The organism is Bradyrhizobium sp. SZCCHNR3119 (genome assembly GCF_032487775.1).
Taxonomy (GTDB): Bacteria; Pseudomonadota; Alphaproteobacteria; order Rhizobiales; family Xanthobacteraceae; genus Bradyrhizobium.
The window spans coordinates 586,239-602,201 of record NZ_JAUEUV010000001.1 but is presented as its reverse complement, the minus strand read 5'-3'; the positions used below and the strand labels follow the sequence as shown (position 1 = coordinate 602,201).

At 65.0% G+C, this 15,963-nt stretch carries 18 protein-coding genes; 15 read left to right on the top strand and 3 right to left on the bottom strand.

Annotated features, from left to right (window positions below; all coding sequences use genetic code 11):
• Window positions 1-237: 237 nt before the first annotated feature.
• Genes QX034_RS02860 through QX034_RS02850 form a run of 3 tightly spaced genes read right to left on the bottom strand, consistent with a single transcriptional unit; the run spans window position 238 to window position 3,176 of the window.
• Window positions 238-1,425 carry an MFS transporter gene (locus QX034_RS02860; RefSeq protein WP_315704351.1) on the bottom strand — a complete coding sequence of 396 codons (1,188 nt, stop codon included), beginning with the start codon at window positions 1,423-1,425 and terminating at the stop codon, window positions 238-240.
• Window positions 1,426-1,440: 15 nt separating this feature from the next.
• Window positions 1,441-2,811 (bottom strand): NAD(P)-binding domain-containing protein, encoded by a 1,371-nt coding sequence (locus tag QX034_RS02855; protein WP_316184317.1) that lies wholly within the window; start codon window positions 2,809-2,811, stop codon window positions 1,441-1,443.
• A gap of 47 nt (window positions 2,812-2,858) precedes the next feature.
• Entirely contained in the window at window positions 2,859-3,176 is a 318-nt protein-coding gene (locus QX034_RS02850; RefSeq protein WP_315704349.1) for a metalloregulator ArsR/SmtB family transcription factor, read from the bottom strand.
• 258 nt (window positions 3,177-3,434) lie between these two features.
• On the opposite strand from QX034_RS02850, the gene QX034_RS02845 reads away from it, so the two are divergent.
• From QX034_RS02845 to QX034_RS02775, 15 genes are all read left to right on the top strand, one after another.
• On the top strand, window positions 3,435-4,667 hold the full coding sequence (locus tag QX034_RS02845) for a molybdopterin-dependent oxidoreductase (protein ID WP_316194983.1): 1,233 nt from the start codon (window positions 3,435-3,437) through the stop codon (window positions 4,665-4,667).
• Between the two features lie 10 nt (window positions 4,668-4,677).
• A complete protein-coding gene (locus QX034_RS02840) occupies window positions 4,678-5,022 on the top strand; it encodes a cytochrome c (RefSeq protein ID WP_315704347.1) in 345 nt (114 codons plus the stop codon).
• Window positions 5,023-5,205: 183 nt separating this feature from the next.
• The gene (locus QX034_RS02835; RefSeq protein WP_315704346.1) at window positions 5,206-5,568 is read left to right on the top strand and encodes a metalloregulator ArsR/SmtB family transcription factor; all 363 of its coding nucleotides are present in this window, start codon (window positions 5,206-5,208) and stop codon (window positions 5,566-5,568) included.
• Window positions 5,561-6,088: an arsenate reductase ArsC gene (locus tag QX034_RS02830; RefSeq protein WP_315704345.1), complete on the top strand. Its 528-nt coding sequence runs from the start codon at window positions 5,561-5,563 to the stop codon at window positions 6,086-6,088. Before QX034_RS02835 ends, QX034_RS02830 begins: the two co-directional genes overlap by 8 nt.
• A 3-nt stretch (window positions 6,089-6,091) precedes the next feature.
• The gene (gene arsB / locus QX034_RS02825; protein WP_316168869.1) at window positions 6,092-7,147 is read left to right on the top strand and encodes an ACR3 family arsenite efflux transporter; all 1,056 of its coding nucleotides are present in this window, start codon (window positions 6,092-6,094) and stop codon (window positions 7,145-7,147) included.
• Window positions 7,144-7,545 (top strand): arsenate reductase (glutaredoxin), encoded by a 402-nt coding sequence (arsC, locus tag QX034_RS02820; protein WP_316168868.1) that lies wholly within the window; start codon window positions 7,144-7,146, stop codon window positions 7,543-7,545. The genes arsB and arsC overlap by 4 nt, the downstream gene beginning before the upstream one ends.
• 22 nt (window positions 7,546-7,567) lie before the next feature.
• Window positions 7,568-8,014, top strand: a complete 447-nt coding sequence (locus QX034_RS02815) for a PepSY domain-containing protein (RefSeq protein ID WP_315704342.1) — start codon at window positions 7,568-7,570, stop codon at window positions 8,012-8,014.
• Complete coding sequence (locus QX034_RS02810) at window positions 8,014-8,679, top strand: response regulator transcription factor (protein ID WP_316168867.1); 666 nt, start codon at window positions 8,014-8,016, stop codon at window positions 8,677-8,679. The genes QX034_RS02815 and QX034_RS02810 overlap by 1 nt, the downstream gene beginning before the upstream one ends.
• Complete coding sequence (locus QX034_RS02805) at window positions 8,676-10,079, top strand: HAMP domain-containing sensor histidine kinase (RefSeq protein WP_316194981.1); 1,404 nt, start codon at window positions 8,676-8,678, stop codon at window positions 10,077-10,079. The genes QX034_RS02810 and QX034_RS02805 overlap by 4 nt, the downstream gene beginning before the upstream one ends.
• A 138-nt stretch (window positions 10,080-10,217) precedes the next feature.
• A complete protein-coding gene (locus tag QX034_RS02800; protein ID WP_315704339.1) occupies window positions 10,218-10,781 on the top strand; it encodes a cytochrome b in 564 nt (187 codons plus the stop codon).
• Window positions 10,782-10,861: 80 nt separating this feature from the next.
• Window positions 10,862-11,557 carry a VIT1/CCC1 transporter family protein gene (locus QX034_RS02795; RefSeq protein WP_316194979.1) on the top strand — a complete coding sequence of 232 codons (696 nt, stop codon included), beginning with the start codon at window positions 10,862-10,864 and terminating at the stop codon, window positions 11,555-11,557.
• A gap of 144 nt (window positions 11,558-11,701) precedes the next feature.
• The gene (locus tag QX034_RS02790) at window positions 11,702-12,823 is read left to right on the top strand and encodes an ABC transporter ATP-binding protein (RefSeq protein WP_315704337.1); all 1,122 of its coding nucleotides are present in this window, start codon (window positions 11,702-11,704) and stop codon (window positions 12,821-12,823) included.
• Window positions 12,820-14,106, top strand: coding sequence for an ABC transporter substrate-binding protein (locus QX034_RS02785; RefSeq protein WP_315806692.1), 1,287 nt, complete (start codon window positions 12,820-12,822; stop codon window positions 14,104-14,106). The genes QX034_RS02790 and QX034_RS02785 overlap by 4 nt, the downstream gene beginning before the upstream one ends.
• A gap of 106 nt (window positions 14,107-14,212) precedes the next feature.
• Window positions 14,213-15,106: a sugar ABC transporter permease gene (locus QX034_RS02780; RefSeq protein WP_315806745.1), complete on the top strand. Its 894-nt coding sequence runs from the start codon at window positions 14,213-14,215 to the stop codon at window positions 15,104-15,106.
• Window positions 15,103-15,933 (top strand): carbohydrate ABC transporter permease, encoded by an 831-nt coding sequence (locus QX034_RS02775; RefSeq protein ID WP_315704335.1) that lies wholly within the window; start codon window positions 15,103-15,105, stop codon window positions 15,931-15,933. The genes QX034_RS02780 and QX034_RS02775 overlap by 4 nt, the downstream gene beginning before the upstream one ends.
• Window positions 15,934-15,963 lie beyond the last annotated feature (30 nt).

Genomic DNA, 15,963 nt, shown 5'->3' with positions numbered 1-15,963 from the left:
ATGAGAACGCGACTAACCATATTCGTACCTGTTTGGCACAGCGGCCGCGAGTCTTCAATCAATACAACCGACAGAACTGTTTGTTGGTCGCAGTGCGATCTCCGGGAATACCTGCCTTTATTCGGTGTCCGTCGATTTGTAAAAACGATCGGAGAAACTTGTCCTGGAGGCCTGAATATCTGGCCCTGATCGGTGTTGCGGCTGCGATGCCGTTGTCGCTAGCGAAATGTGACGACCTCAAGCCGCTTCGCTGGCAGGCGCTTTCTTGACGCGCTCGGCCGCGGACGAGGCCGAGATCAGCAGCAGCGCGATCAGCGCCGACAGGCTGAGCCCGGCGGACACGATGACGACGCCGCGCCCGAGCGAATCGATCAGAAGCCCGAAGGCGAGCGGCGCCATGGCCTGGCAGATCCGCGAGGGAGCGCCGAGCAGCCCGAGGCGATAGGCGTAGTTGTCCGGCCCGAAGATCGCGAGCGGCAAGGTGCCGCGCGCGATCGTCAGGATGCCGTTGCCGGCGCCGTGCAGCAGCGCGAACGCTGCGGCCGCGCCGCCGCCGAACAGGCCGATGGCGCAGGCGCCGAGCGGATGCGTGATGCAGGCGAGCCGCGCCGAGGTGAGGGGATGAAAGCGGCTCAGGAAGCCGGCCTCGAACACCCGCGCGGCCACCTGCGCCGGACCGATCATCATGCCGGCAAACACGGCCTGCGCCGGTGTCGCGCCGAACGCCTCCACGATACGGGGCAGGTGCGCGGCCATCGCCGCCGTCACCGTCCAGGCGGCCGCCAGCGCGAAGGCGAGCAGCATCATGGTACGATCCATTGGGATCGATGGTTTCGCCGCGGTGGTGTCGACGACGTTGCCCTGCGCCGCGCGCGGCAGCGACAGGTTCAGCGGCAGACCGATCACGAGATGCGCGAGTGCCCACGCCAAGCAGGTGTCGCGCCAGCCGATCGTCTCCAATCCGAGTGAGCTCAGCGGCCAGCCGACGGTGCTGGCAAAACCCGCGAGCAGGGTGATGCCGGTGATCGCGCCGCGGGCGTCGCGGCCGTAGATGCGGCCGAGCGCGCCGAAAGCTGCATCGTAGAGCCCCAATCCCATGCCGACGCCGAGCAGCAGCCAGGCCAGAGCCATCATCCAAAGCGAATGCGATGCGCCAAGCGTAGCAAGGCCGCCGGCCAGCACCAGATTGGAGGCGCAGAGCACCTGGCGACCACCGACGCGGTCGATCTGCCGGCCGATCCGAGGACCGAGCAGGCCGGAGATCACGAGCGATGCGGAGAATGCCGCGAAGAACCAGTTGCGGGACAGGCCAAGATCATGCGCGATCGGGTCGGCGAGGATGGCGGGAAGATAATAGCTCGATCCCCAAGCCAGCGTCTGGGCTGTCCCCAGGGCGACGACGACGCCCAGTCTCCTGGCCTGCATTCCCCGTTATCTCCTTCACGCACATCCGCAGCCTGATTTGCCGGCCGCCTTCGCGTTCGCGTCATCGGCACAGCAACTGTCTACGCGCGCAGGCGCCGGACCGCCACAGCAGCCGGGCAGGGCAGCAATGCTCTCCACACCGCCACGCGTACATACGCCGGTCTCGGGCAGCTCCAGCTCGACCCGTGCCGCAGCCTCTTTGTCGCCGGCGATATCGGCCGCAATCGAGCGTACCTGCTCATAGCCGGTCATCATCAGGAAGGTCGGCGCGCGACCATAGCTCTTCATGCCCGCGAGATAGAAGCCGGGCTCGTGGGCTTGCGCGAGTTCGCGCGCACCGTGCGGGCGCACCGTGCCGCAGGAGTGCTCGTTGGGATCGATCAGCGGCGCCAGCGCGACCGGCGCTTCGATGGCCGGATCGAGCTGCAGCCGTACCTCGCGCAGGAAAGACAGGTCCGGCCGGAAGCCGGTTGCGACGATCAGCTCATCTGCGATGACGTGGCGATCCGGCGAAGAGCCGGTGCTGATCCGAAGACGGCCATCGGCCTCCGTGATCTGCGCTACGCCGAATTCCGCCTCCACCCGGATCTGTCCGGAACGCACCAGCGCAGCAAAGGCGAGGCCGAGCTCGCCGCGCGCGGCAAGCTGGTCGCTGCTGCCGCCGCCGAAGGCTCTTGCCGGGTCGTTGCCGCGCAACAGCCAGATCGCCTGGGTCGCCGGCACGTCCTTGGCAAGTGCGACGAGGTCGATCAGCGTGCCGACCGCGGAGTGACCGGCGCCGAGCACGGCGACGGTCTTGCCGGCATAGCGGCTGCGCCGGCTGCCGCGCACGTCCGGCATGGCGTAGGCAATGCGGTCGGCAAATGCCTGTTCACCGAGGGCCGGCAGGCCGTTGCTGCCGGCCGGGTTGGGCGAGAACCATGTGCCGGAGATGTCGATCACGGCATCGGCATGCAATGTCTCCTCGCCTTTGCCGTTGCGATATCTGATCTCGAACGGCGCGCGCTCGCGTCCTCGCGACTTGGCCTTGTCGACGCCACGCCTGCTGATCGCGGTGACGCGATTGTCGGCGCGGATGACGCCGGATAGCTTCGTCTTGGTCGCGAGCGGGTCGAGATAATGTTCGATCAGCTCGCCGCCGGTCGGATAGACGTCCGGATCCGGTGAATTCCAGCCAGTGTCGGCCAGCAACCGCGCGGCCGCGCGGTCGATGTTATAGCGCCAGGGCGAGAACAGCTGCACGTGCTGCCATTGCCGGACCGCGTGTGCTGCTTCAGGTCCTGCCTCCAGCACGATCGGCGTCATCCCGCGCTCCAGAACGTGCGCCGCCGCGGCGAGTCCGACGGGGCCGGCGCCGATGATTGCGACAGTCTTGTTGGTTGACATTGTTTTCTCCCATTATTCTAGCATAATCGAATTAATGGCCAAATAGGTTACGCCGCGGTCTTGGCGTTTCCACATCCGGTCTCGTCGGCGCAACATTCCGCGACCAGGAAATCCACCAGCCCCCGCATCGTGTCGTATTCCGCATGACAGACCAGACTTGTGCCTTCGCGCTGCTGCGAGATCAGTCCGACGGCAACCAGCGTCTTGACGTGATGCGAGAGGGTCGAGGCGGGGATCTTGAGCCGTTCCTGCAGGCGGCCGACCGGCATGCCGGCTTGCCCGGCGCGCACCAGCGACCGGTAGATCTTCAGCCGGGTGGTGTTGCCGAGGGCTTCCAGTCGGGCGGCGGCGTCATCGATTTTCATGGCGGGAGTACGATGCGCTCGCGGAGCAGCGATGTCAACACTAATTCGAAAACATTCGAAATATAGGGACGCGCTGGCGCCCGCCGAATGCGTTCGGGTCCTCGTCCCTTTTGAAGCTGCGTACTGCGCCTTTTGTTCTGCCATGCAGATGCTGTTCGGCAGGGCCGATCGGATCGATCGGCCGCGACGATGGAATAGGTTCGGATGCCCGGCGTCTTCCCTCTTGAAGCCCAAAAAGGACATTCAGGAGGAATGACCATGTCCGTTCAATATCGCACACCGATGCTCAAGAGCCGCCGGCAGTTCATGAGCGGCATCGGCGCGGCCGGGCTTGCCCTGCTTGCGGCACCGGCCCTGGCCGAGGAGAGCGTCGATCTCGGCCTGCCCGGCGGCGGCGGCGAGCGCAGCCTGACCGCCGCATTTCCGCAAAAGGGCAGGATGATCCTGCAGCGCACGCGGCCTCCGCTGCTCGAAACGCCGTTCGAGGTGTTCGATCAGGGCGTGCTGACGCCCAACGACAGGTTCTTCGTGCGCTGGCACTGGGCCAATATCCCGACCGAGATCGACGCGGCGGCGTTCCGCCTCAAGGTTCGTGGCGAGGTCACTACTGGCCTCGACCTGTCGCTGAACGATCTATTGGCGATGCCGCCCTACGAGATCATCGCGGTGAACCAATGCTCGGGCAATTCGCGCGGCCTGTTTCAGCCGCGGGTGGCAGGCGCGCAGTGGGGAAACGGCGCGATGGGCAATGCCCGCTGGACCGGCGTCCGGTTGAAGGACGTACTTGATCGTGCCGGCGTCAAGGCCGGCGCGGTGTCGGTCCGCTTCAATGGCCTCGATCAGCAGGTCGTGCCGGAAGCGCCGGATTTCATGAAATCGCTCAGCATCGATCACGCCCGGGACGGCGAGGTGATGATCGCCTATGCGATGAACGGCGAGCAGCTCCCGCTCCTCAACGGCTTCCCGCTGCGGCTCATCGTGCCCGGCTGGTACTCGACCTATTGGGTCAAGATGCTGAACGACATCGAGGTGCTGGCGCAGCCCGATGACGGCTTCTGGATGACCAAGGCCTATCTCATTCCCGACACGCCGTTTGCGGCCGTGAAGCCCGGCGAGAGCGGCTACAAGTCCATTCCGATCAACCGCATGCTGCCGCGCTCGTTCGTCACCAATCGTCGCGATGGCGAGCAGGTGGCCGCGGGTGCGCCGTTCGAATTGCGAGGGATCGCGTTCGGTGGTGATGCCGGCGTGCGCAGCGTCGAGGTCTCCGCCGATGATGGCGTGACCTGGCAGCCTGCAGTGCTCGGCAAGGACGAAGGCAGATACAGCTTCCGCCGCTGGACAACATCATTCACTCCCGGGCGGGGGCAGCATCGGATCATGGCGCGCTGCACCAGTGAGAAAGGCGAGGTGCAGCCGACGGAGAGCTATTGGAACGGCTCCGGCTTCATGCGCAACGTCATAGAAACCATCCGTATCAACGCGGTCTGAGGAACAAGCCATGTCGAAATCCTTCATCGTCGCCATGGTCGCGCCGGTCGCCATCCTGGCCCTTACGTCGTCCATCGATGCGGCCTCGCCGGGGATGGCGTTCAAGTCGGTGACCGTCGATCTGCCGTTCGGGGATCGTACGTTCCCCGGCGGTGCGAGCGCGGACGCGATCAACAACAATTGCCTGGCCTGCCATTCGGTCGGGATGGTGCTGCGGCAGCCGCCGATGTCGCGCAAGGCCTGGACCGCCATCGTCGACAAGATGCGGAACGCTTACAAGGCACCGGTGGCAGACGCAGATGTCGCCTCGATCGTCGACTATCTCGTGCACACCAAGGGGACGGAGCACGAATAGGGCGGTCTCCCGATGGCGTCTTGAGCTTGATGTTCGCTTCCGCGCATCGCGGCGATGCTGAAGCGAACGTCAGGTCCGCCGTGATCCCGGGCGCCTGAATTCCCTGCTTGCAGACAACCTGCTTTCGGGTCGAGAGGCGCGGAAGCGCTTGACATCGATCAGTATATCCATAATTCTGGATATATGGAAAACGAAGACGCCGTCCTGGCACTGGCTGCGCTGGCGCAGCCGACCCGCCTGCAGGCATTTCGCACCCTCGTGCAGCACGAACCCGAAGGGCTGCCGGCCGGCGAGCTCGCGCGCCTGCTCGAAGTGCCGCAAAACACCCTGTCCTCCCATCTGGCGGTGCTTGCGCGCGCTGCCCTGGTCGTGTCGGAGCGGCGCAGCCGCTCGATCGTCTATCGCGTCAATCTCGCGGAATTCCAGAAGGTCGCGCTGTTTCTGCTGCAGGACTGCTGCGGCGGAAAACCGGAGGTCTGCGCGCCTGTCGTCGAGAGCTTGCAACCTTGCTGTCCGCCGAAGCGAAGGGAGCGAAGCCGTGGCTGAGCATGTCTACAACGTTCTGTTCTTGTGCACGGGCAACTCGGCCCGCTCGATCCTGGCGGAATCGATCCTGCGAAAGGATGGAGCCGGCCGATTCCGAGTCTTTTCTGCGGGCAGCGCGCCGAAAGGGACGGTGCATCCGTTGACATTGCACACCCTCAAAAGCCTGGAATATCCGACCGATGGCTTGCGTTCGAAGAGCTGGCTGGAGTTTGCCGCTGCTGATGCGCCGATGATGGATTTTGTCTTTACCGTCTGTGACAACGCAGCGGGCGAGGCCTGTCCTGTCTGGCCAGGTCAGCCGATGACGGCACATTGGGGCATCGAGGATCCGGCCGCAGTCCAAGGCACGGAGCTGGAAAAGCAGGCGGCGTTTGCGACCGCGTTCCGCTATCTGAAGAATCGGATCGGCAGCTTCGCCAGCCTGCCGCTCAGGAGCATCGACAAGCTCGCGCTAGGAACCAGGCTGCGCGAGATCGGCCGCTCCGAAGGAGCGACATCTTCCCGTAACGACGTGGCTTGAATCATGAGCATTTTTGAACGTTATCTTACTCTTTGGGTCGCACTTTGCATCGTGGCAGGTGTCGCGCTGGGGCACGTCATGCCCGGCTTTTTCGGCGCGATCGCTGCGGCCGAGATCGCCAAGGTCAATCTGCCGGTCGCGGTCTTGATCTGGCTCATGATCGTGCCGATGCTGCTCAAGATCGACTTCGGAGCGCTGGGCCAGGTGCGCGAACACTGGCGCGGCGTCGGCGTGACGCTCTTTATCAATTGGGCGGTCAAGCCGTTCTCGATGGCGCTGCTCGGATCGTTCTTCATCGGCCATGTCTTCGCGCCGATGCTCCCCGCAGGGCAGATCTCCTCCTACATCGCCGGCTTGATCCTGCTTGCAGCAGCGCCTTGCACCGCGATGGTCTTTGTGTGGTCCAATCTCTGCGAAGGCGAGCCTCACTACACGCTGAGCCAGGTCGCACTGAACGACGTCATCATGGTGTTTTTGTTCGCCCCGCTGGTGGGCCTCCTGCTCGGCGTGGCCTCGATCACCGTTCCCTGGGATACTCTGCTGCTCTCGGTGGTCCTGTACATCGTGGTGCCGGTGGCGGTGGCTCAGGTCTGGCGAAGCATGCTGCTCCACGCCAGCGGCGGCGCCTTCGAGCGGACGATGCGGACGCTACAACCGCTCTCTCTCGTCGCGCTGCTTGCGACCTTGGTGCTCCTGTTCGGCTTCCAAGGCGAGCAGATTGTCAGGCAGCCGGCCGTCATCGCGATCCTTGCCGTGCCGATCCTCATCCAGGTCTATCTCAACGCAGGCCTGGCCTACTGGCTGAGCCGGCGTTTCGGTGTGGCGTGGTGCGTTGCGGCTCCGGCTGCGCTGATCGGGGCCAGCAATTTCTTCGAACTTGCGGTGGCCGCCGCGATCAGCCTGTTCGGCCTCGAGTCCGGCGCGGCGCTCGCGACCGTCGTGGGGGTCCTGGTGGAGGTGCCGGTGATGCTGTCGGTGGTCCGCATCGTCAAGGCGACCCGCGCCTGGTACGAAGCCGGAGCGGCCGAGTCGAAACCGGCCATGGAGGCGCGGCAATGACCGTCACGATCTATCACAACGCCAATTGCGGCACCTCGCGCAATACGCTGGCGATGATCCGCCAGAGCGGGGTCGAACCGACCGTCATCGAATATCTGAAAACTCCGCCGTCACCGGAGCGGCTGCGCGAGCTGATCACGGCGATGGGCATTCCGGTCCGGGCGCTGCTGCGCGAGAAGGGCACGCCGTTCAAGGAGCTCGGGCTGGACGATCCCAAATGGACCGACGACGAACTGATAGCGTTCATGATGCAGCATCCGATCCTGATCAATCGGCCGATTGTGGTGACGCCGAAAGGCGTACGGCTCTGCCGGCCGTCGGAGCTGGTCATCGATCTCCTGGACAGGCCGGTCGGCCGCTTCGTCAAGGAAGACGGCGAGGTGGTGGAACCTCGTTAACGCTGCTCGCCTCAGCGCGGCGATGCTTCGGCCGGGCGAGGTAGACCGCCACCGCACTGGTTTCGGGCGCGGTTTGATCCCTGTCAGCGATCTGTCAGCCGGGATTTGGCATTGTGCTAATCTGGCTGGGATGATCATGCGCCTGCATTGTCTTTTACGTCTCACGCGTCCAGCGCTGCTTGTCGCGCTGATCTCGCTTGCGAGCGTGGCGTCGGCCGCTCCGCGCGACGGCGATCGCGAGCGCTGGGACGCCATGCGCCGCGCCGTCGAGTCCGGCGATGCCTTGCCGTTGGCGCAGATTCTGTCGAAGCTGCGCGGCCGGTTAGGCGGCGACGTGACCGGCATCGACATCGAGCATGAGCGCGGCCGGTGGGTCTATGAATTCCGGGTCATCGGTCGTGATGGTCGCGTGCTTGCGGTTCATGTCGATCCGCATAGCGGCGAGATCGAGTGGATTGTGGAAAAGTGATGCGTGTGATGCTGGTCGAGGACGATTCGCGGCTGGCGTCCGATGTGACGCGAACGCTGCAGGCTGCCGGCTACCTGGTCGAAACCGTCGCTGACGGCGAGGAGGCTTGGTTTCGCGGAGATACCGAAGACTATGGCGCCGTCATCCTCGATCTTGGCCTGCCTGGAATGGATGGGCTTTCGGTGCTCAAGCGCTGGCGCAGCGCTGGCCGGCATATGCCGGTGCTGATCCTGACGGCGCGGGCGAGCTGGGCCGAGCGCGTCGACGGCATCGATGCCGGCGCAGATGACTATCTGCCAAAACCGTTCCGCAACGAGGAGCTGCTTGCGCGGCTGCGGGCGATCGTGCGTCGCTCCTCCGGCCATGCCTCGTCGGTGCTGACCTCGGGCGATCTGGCGTTGGACGAACGCCAGATGAAAGTCACCATGCGCGGCGTGCCGGTGGCGCTGTCGCAGCTCGAATACCGTCTGGTCGCGTATCTGTTGCGGCAGAACGGCCGCGTGGTGCCCCAGCACGAACTCGAGGAGAACGTCTATGGGCTGGGGCACGAGCACGATTCCAATGCGCTCGAGGTGCTGGTCCGCCGTGTTCGCAAGAAGCTCGGCAGCGAGATCATCGAGACCCGGCGCGGCTTCGGCTACCTGATCCAGGGGCCATCGGAATGAGATGGGGCTCGCTGCGGCTGCGGCTGGTGACCGCCGGCACGGTCGCCATTCTGCTCGCGCTGGGTGTCGCCGGCGCCGGCCTGGTGGTGCTGTTCCAGCGCCATGTCGCGCGCACGCTCGCCGCGGATCTGGACGTCCATCTGCGGCAATTGTTGACCGGTCTCGAAGTCGGCTCCGATGGCCGCATCATCGTGGCGCGGCCGCCGGCGGATCCCCGCTTCGCCGAGCCGCTGTCGGGCCTGTATTGGCAGGTGAGCGACGATCGCGGTCAGTTCCTGCGCTCACGGTCGCTCTGGGACACGATCCTTGTCCTGCCGGTCGACCAGCCAGGACCGAGCGAAGTGCACCAGCACGAAATCGTCGGCCCCGGCGACGCCCGCGTGCTGGTCGCCGAACGCAGCGTATTGATGAATCCCGAGAGCCGCATCCGGGTGCGCGCGGCCGTTGCCTCGGATCTGGCGCGCTCCACCGATGCGGTCCGGGCCTTCGCCAAGGATTTGTCGATTGCGCTGGCCGTGCTCGCGCTGGTCCTGGCGCTGGCGACCTCGGTTCAGGTCAGCCTCGGCCTGCGCCCCCTGGCGGAGCTCCAGCGCGGCATCGCGGAGATCCGCGCCGGAAAGCGCAGACATCTGCCGGTCGCGGTGCCGACGGAAGTCGCGCCTTTGGTCGAGGAGGTCAATGCGCTGCTCGACGCGCAGGAGCGGGAGATGGTGCGCTCGCGGAGCCGCGCCGCCGATCTCGCCCATGGCTTCAAGACGCCGCTCACCGCGCTCGCGGCCGATGCGACGCGCCTGAAGGAGCTCGGCCAAACGGAGCTTGCAGAGAATATCGAGGCGGTTGCCGAAGCCATGAGCCGCCAGGTCGACCGTGAACTCGCGCTGGCGCGCCTGCGCGGCACGGCACGCGCGACCGGTAATCCCACGACCGAATTGAAGCCGCTGCTGGCTTCACTGATCGCGACGTTGGCGCGGACGCCAGCGGGCGCACGTGTCGCCTTCGAGAGCCAAGTGCGCGACGAGGTGATGATCGCGATGGACCGCACCGATCTGGCGGAGGTGCTCGGCAATCTGCTGGAGAACGCCGCGCGTCATGCCGAGAGCACCGTGCGCATCGTGGCGAGCGCAGCTCCGTTGGCCGTCATCGTCGAGGATGACGGCCAGGGCATTCCGGAACGAAAGATCGCTCGCGTCCTGGAACGGGGGGGCCGGCTCGACCAGCAGGCGCCGGGCAGCGGATTGGGGCTCGCCATCGTACAAGACGTTCTCGAAGCCTATGGCTGGCAGCTTCGGATCGGCCGCTCCGAGCTTGGCGGCGCGAGGGTGGAGATCGCGCCTGCCGAGAAATGCCCTCGGCCCGGGGGAGGGGTGGGCATTGGTTCGCGGCAGCGCCCGATATCCTGACAATTCGCTGACATCGGCCGTCAGCCCCCCGACGCGGGCTTCGTATTATCCCGGCAGCCTATCCGGCTGGGAATGCTTGAGCTGCATCGCTGCGTGCACCGGCTCATACATCGACATTGGCAAAAGGGGGGATTGGCGGTGCGCATGCGGAACTCTGCCAAGGGCTATGGCGCGGTCGCAATCGCGCTGCATTGGCTGGTGGCCGTGCTGGTGCTCGCGGCCTGGTTCACCGGCGAGCTCGGCGATTCCATGCCACGCGCCTCCCATGAGGTCGGCCTGTTCATTCACATCTCGCTCGGGCTTGCGCTGTTTGGCACGGCTTTCGTGCGCCTCGGCTGGCGTCTCTTCGATCCGCCGCCGGCGCTCGAACCGAGCAAGCTCGGTGGACGATTCGGAGCTTGGGCCGGACGCGTCGTCGAGATGGTCCATCTCCTGACTTACGCGCTGATGTTCGCCATTCCCGTGCTCGGCATCGTGACCCAATTCGCGCGCGGCTTTCCCTTGCCGGTATTCGGGCTGTTCGAGATCCCATCGCCCTGGATCGGCGATCGCGCCTTCATGCATAACATGAAGGAGCTGCATGAGACGCTCGCCAACGGATTGATGGTCATCGTCGGCCTGCATGCGGCCGCCGCACTGGTGCATCACTACGTGCTGCGCGATCGCACTCTGCTCCGGATGATGCCGGGCGCGCAGTCCTAGTTATTGTCATGCAGGCGGAATAGAACCTCGTCAGGAACTTCAAACTCGAAAGCCGCGCTCAATCAGAGCTGGAGGTTCGCATGCCCGCGACGCCGCATATCGAAAAGCATTTCACGGCATCGGAGAGCGTTCGTGACGTCGTGATCGGCATGGCCGATGGCTTGACGGTGCCGTTTGCCCTTGCCGCAGGCTTGTCCGCCGCGGTCGTCAGTACCGACGTGATCGTCACCGCCGGCCTCGCCGAGGTCGTCGCGGGTGCGATCGCGATGGGCCTCGGCGGCTTTCTCGCGGCCCGGACCGATGCCGAGCACTATGCGGCGGAAGAGACGCGCGAACATGCCGAGATCGAGCATCTGCGCGAGCGGGAGATCGCGGAGGTCGCGGCGATCTTCCGGGACTATGGCCTTCAGGGCGACACCTTGACCTCCGTCGTCAATGCCATCGCCTCCGATCGCAAGCACTGGGTCGATTTCATGATGCGCTTTGAGCTCGGTCTCGAACGCCCGGATCCGAAGCGCGCGCCGATCAGCGCAGCGACCATCGGCGGCTCCTATATCGTCGGCGGATTGATTCCCTTGATCCCCTACATGCTGGCTCACGACATCACCACGGCGTTGCGTATTTCCGTGGTCTCGACCGGCGTTGCCCTGGTCGCGTTCGGCGCGATCAAGGGCCACTTCACCGGCGTCAATAAGATCAAGTCGGCGCTGCAGACGCTGCTGGTCGGTGGCCTCGCCGCCGGTGCAGCATTCTGGCTCGCGCATTTGTTCGGCTAGCCGATAGGGCTCCCCTCCGGCTTCGGCGGCGCATGGCGGGCCGATTGCAGCCGGAGCGCGTGTCATATAACCTTCATCAGAGCTTCTTAAGCGGGACCACGCGGCATAAGCCGCATGTTCCGGAGCTTTTGGACGCCTAGCATCATGACCAGTGTCGACGTGCGCGCGGTGAGCAGGGCGTTTGGCGACGCCGTCGCGCTCGACGACGTTTCCTTTGCAGTCGCGCAGGGCGATCTCGTCGTGCTGCTCGGGCCATCCGGCTGCGGCAAGTCGACCATGCTGCGGCTGATCGCCGGCCTCGACGAGCCGACGGCGGGAGCGATCCTGATCGATGGCCGCGACGTGCGCGGCCTCGCCGGAGCGGCGCGGGGCGTCGCGATGGTGTTCCAGTCCTACGCGCTGTTTCCGCACCTTTCGGTCGCCGACAATATTACCTTCGGGCTCTCGGTGCGAGGCGTCGCGAAGGAGGAGCGGGCCCGGCGCCTCGGTGAGGTCGCGGCATTGCTGGGTCTGGAGCCGTTGCTCAAGCGCAAGCCAACGCAGCTGTCCGGCGGCCAGCAGCAGCGCGTCGCACTCGGTCGCGCCTTGATCGCTCATGCTCCGGTCTGCCTGCTCGACGAGCCGCTGTCGAATCTGGATGCGCAGCTTCGTCAGGAACTGCGCCGCGAGATCCGCGCCCTGCAGCAGCGGCTCGGCATCACCATGATCTATGTGACGCATGACCAGACCGAGGCCATGAGCATGGCCGATCGGGTGATCCTCATGCGCCAGGGTCGGATCGAGCAGAACGGCCGGCCCGCCGATCTCTATCAGCGGCCAGCGACATTGTTCGCCGCGCGCTTCATCGGCGGTGCGCAGATGAATTTCCTCGATCTCGACGACGGCCCGAACGGTGCGGCCGTGATTGCGGGCACTGCCGGGCCGGCGCTGTTCGCCGGCACAGGGCGAGGGCGGGTGCTTGGATTGCGTCCGGAGGACATTGCCCTGGATGCGTCAGACGGCCGCGGTCATTTTCATGCACCTGTCACCGCGGTCGAATATCTCGGCGCCGAAGCGCTCGTCACCTGCATGATCGGCGAACGCCCGCTCGTCGCCCGCACGCGCGGCGATCAGGTGCCGGGACTTGGCGCGGCCGTCGGCCTCGCCTGGGAGAACTCGGCCGCCCACGTCTTCGACGCAACGACGGGCGATCGTCTCGCACTTGAACCCATTGTCGAACCGCTTTCACCACCTCATCGAGCTTTGTCCAACCGGGGGATTTCATGAATATTGTCGCACGGCTCACCTGTGCCGCCATGCTGTCGGCCGCTCTTCTCGGTGCCGCATCTGCGTCCGCTACCGAGATCACGTTCTATTATCCGATTGCAGTCGGCGGCCCGATCACCAAGATCGTCGACGGCTATGCCGCGGACTTCCACAAGGCGCATCCGGACATCACCGTGAAGCCGGTTTATACCGGCAGCTACCAGGATTCGATCGTCAAGGCGATCACCGCAGCCAAGGCCGGCAACGCGCCTGATGTGGCCGTGCTGCTCTCGACCGACATGTTCACCTTGATCGACGACGACATGATCGAACCGTACGACGCGATCGCGACGTCGGCGGCCGATGCGGCCTGGATCAAGTCGTTCTACCCGGCCTTCATGGAGAACAGCCAGTCGGGCGGTCACACTTGGGGCATTCCGTTCCAGCGCTCCACGATCGTGCAGTACTGGAACAAGGATGCGTTCAAGGCCGCCGGCCTCGATCCCGAGACGCCGCCCAAGACCTGGGACGAGATGGTCGCCATGGCCAAGAAGCTGACCAAGCGCGATGCCTCCGGCACGACGACGCAATGGGGTCTCGAGATTCCGTCCTCCGGCTTTCCCTATTGGCTGTTCCAGGCCCTGACCACGCAGAACGGTGCCATCCTCGCCAACCAGGACGGCACCAAGGTTGCCTATAACGATCCCAAGGTGATCGAGGCCGCGCAGTTCTTCGCCGATCTCAGCCGCAAGGACGAGGTGATGCCGAAGGGCATTATCGATTGGGGCACGACGCCGAAGGACTTCTTCGAAGGCAAGACGGCGATGATGTGGACCACCACCGGCAACCTGACCAACGTCCGCAACAACGCCAAGTTCGCCTTCGGCGTGGCGCCGATGCCGTCGAAGGTGCGCGGCGGCTCGCCGACCGGCGGCGGCAACATCTACATCTTCAAGACCTCGGACAAGGCCAAGCAGGCCGCGGCGCTGGAGTTTGCCCGCTTCCTGTCGACGCCCGAGCGCGCCGCGGACTGGGGCATCGCCACCGGCTATGTCGCGACGCGGCCTGACGCCTGGGAGACCGAGGCGATGAAGAAGTATGTCGCGGAATTCCCGGCCGCTGCGGTGGCCCGCGATCAGCTCAAGGATGCCGTGGCCGAACTCTCCACCCACGACAATCAGCGCGTCACCAAGGCGCTCAATGATGCGCTGCAGGCAGTCCTGACCGGAGCCAAGGAGGCCAAGCCCGCGTTCGACCAGGCCCAGGCCGAGGCCGACCGCATCCTCGCCGCCTATAAGCACTGATCGTTAGAGCGTAGGGTGGGCAAAGCGAAGCGTGCCCACCGCTCGTCGTAGAGAAAAGATGGTGGGCACGGCGCTGGGCGCCTTTGCCCGCCCTACGGTCTGGTCGATGAAGCAGCAGCGCCGCACACCGCATTTCAACATCCACGTGCAAGGCTGGCTCTTGGCCCTGCCGGCCGTCGTGCTGCTCGCCGCCTTCACCCACGTGCCGGCGGTGCTCACCATCGTCGACAGTTTCTACGCGACGCCCCGCGGCAAGCGGCCGCCGGCCTTTCTCGGCTTCGATCAGTACCGGCACATGCTGGACGATCCGATCTTCTGGCTCGCGCTGAAGAACAATCTGATCTACGCGCTGATCACGGTGCCACTGTCGATTGCGCTCGCGCTTGCCATGGCACTCTGGATCAAGGAACGCATCGCGGGCCGTGCAGCATTGCGGCTCGCTTTCTTCACCCCGACCATCCTGCCGATGGTCGCCGCCGCCAACATCTGGCTGTTCTTCTACACGCCGGATTACGGCCTGCTGAACCAGTTCCTGCACGGGCTTGGGCTCTCCAGCGTCAATTTCCTCGGCGATCCCGCCACCGCGCTGCCGGCCCTGATGGCGGTGACGGTGTGGAAGGAGGCCGGCTTCTTCATGATCTTCTATCTGGCGGCGCTGCAGCAGGTGCCGCCGGTGCTCTATGAGGCGGCACGGATGGAGAATGCCAGCGCTTGGCTGGTGTTTCGCCGGATCACCTGGCCGCTGGTGATGCCCACCACGTTATTCGTCGCGGTCAACGCGCTGATCAACGCCTTCCGCGTCGTCGATCAGGTGATCGCGATGACCGGCGGCGGACCCAACAACGCCAGCACGATGCTCCTGTTCTACGTCTATCAGGTCGCGTTCAGTTTCTGGGACACCGGCTATGCGGCCGCGCTCACGGTGGTGCTGCTCGCCGCCTTGGCGCTGGTCGCGCTGGTGCAGGTCTTTGCTCTCGACCGCAGGATCCATTACCGATGACGCAAGGGCCGGCATCCTCCGCGCGGCTGATCAGATCGGGTATGATCGCGGCCGCCTGGCTGTTCGGCCTGATCTGGGCGCTGCCCTTGCTTTACGCGATCTGGGCCGCGATCCATCCCTCCGCCTTCGCCACGCATTTCGATCCGCTCGCGCCGCTGACGTGGGAGAATTTTAGCCACGCCTGGGTCGCTGCGCCGTTCGCCCGCTATTTCCTCAACACGGTGGTGCTGGTGCTCGGCATCATGGCCGCGCAGTTCGTGATCTGCACGCTGGCGGCTTTCGGGCTGGCACGCTGGCGCTTCGTCGGAAGCGAGGTGCTGTTCGGCCTGATCCTGGTGCAGCTGATGGTCACGCCGGACGTCCTGATCATGGAGAACTATCGCAGCCTGCAGACGCTCGGCCTGATCGATACCCTGACCGGCATCGGGCTGCCCTATGTGGCGTCGGCGTTCGGCATCTTCCTGTTGCGCCAGACCTTCAAGTCGATCCCGAAAGAGCTCGACGATGCCGCGCGCATGGAAGGCGCGACCACGCTGCAGACGATCTTAAGGGTCTACCTGCCGCTGGCGCGGCCGGTCTATGTCGCCTATGGCCTCGTCTCGGTCAGCTATCACTGGAACAACTTCCTGTGGCCCTTGATCGTGACCAATTCGGTCGAGACGCGGCCTTTGACGGTGGGCCTGCAGGTGTTCGCCTCGGTGGACCAGGGCGTCGACTGGTCGGTGATCTCGGCCGCTGCGCTGATGACGTCGGCGCCGCTGATGCTCGCCTTCCTCGTCTTCCAGCGCGCCTTCATCCAGAGCTTTCTGCGTGCCGGGATCAGATAGCCGGCGGGGAACCAATCGCACAACCGGCGG